The sequence below is a fragment of the Bartonella vinsonii subsp. berkhoffii ATCC 51672 genome (genome assembly GCF_902825225.1).
Lineage (GTDB): Bacteria > Pseudomonadota > Alphaproteobacteria > Rhizobiales > Rhizobiaceae > Bartonella > Bartonella berkhoffii.
Genome location: NZ_CADEAK010000036.1, coordinates 1 through 1,138, shown reverse-complemented (window position 1 = coordinate 1,138; position 1,138 = coordinate 1). Strand labels below are relative to the sequence as shown.

General features: G+C 46.7%; 1 protein-coding gene. It reads left to right on the top strand.

What is annotated here, in order from left to right:
- Positions 1 to 1,138, top strand: a 1,138-nt coding sequence (locus tag J7R10_RS07820) for a hemagglutinin repeat-containing protein (protein WP_208436418.1), incomplete at both ends; no start/stop codon positions are given.

Below are 1,138 nucleotides of genomic sequence, written 5' to 3'. Positions count from 1 at the left end.
GCAGAGTGGCAATATCAATTTGCAAGCAGGAAACCATATCACCTTTGAAAGTGCACAAAACACGCAAAGCACACAAAACCACAGTGAAAGCGCTTCAGTAAATGTTGGTACCAGTTATGGCACCGGTGGTGCAGGAGCCACAGGCAATGCCTCCTTTAGTCAAGGGGAAGGCTCGAGTGAAGAGGTTTACCAGAAGAACAGCCATCTTATTGGCACCGGCACTGTTCATACCATAAGTCAGGGAAACACTACACTGGCGGGGGCAATGGTTTCTGCAGAGACTGTAGAAATGGAGGTTGGTGGTGATTTGACCATTGCCAGCCGCAGTGATACGGGTCAAACCTCCAGCAAGCAGAAATCAGTTTCAGCAGGGTTTGGGGGGAGCAAAAGTTTTGATGCAGGATCAACAAGCTTCTCCTCACAAAAGGATCAATCCTCCAGCGATTATCACAGTGTTGTGGAGCAATCAGGCATCAAAGCAGGTGATGGCGGCTTTAAACTCACTGTAAAAGATAAGACAAAGCTGACCGGAGGACTCATTTCCAGCACTGCGCCGACAGAAAAAAACAGCCTGACCACCGGAAGCATTACTACCAGTGATATCACCAACAGTGCCCATGCTAAAGCCAGTAGCCATGGGGTTAATGTTTCTGGGGGTGGTGTCTTGCAACAAGGGCAATATGGCGCCATCAAAAACATTGCCAAAAATGCTTTAAGTCATGGAAAAGCCAAAGATGCAGCGGAAGGGGAAACCAAATCTGCTATCAGCGATGGGACCATCATCCTGACCGGTGAAACAGGGCAGAGGGCGATGGGGCAAGACGCTGGACAAATCATTGATGCCCTTAACCGCAACACTGCCACAGCCCACCAGGCAGTAGGACAGCTAAATGTAGCACAGCTTGAGGAGGCAGTGCATAATCGCCTCGATATGATAAATAAATTGTCGGATGAAGGGTTTGATTACTTTGAAAAAATTCGTGAAATCGCAAATGTCAAAGAGCATCCTGTAGGTGAGGTTTTGCATGATGAACATGGCAATGTCATCTATGCAAAAAATGAAAATGGAGAGTATATAAAAGACAGCCATGGAAAACTAATACCTCTGTATCACTTTTTAAAAGCTGAAGATGAGCAG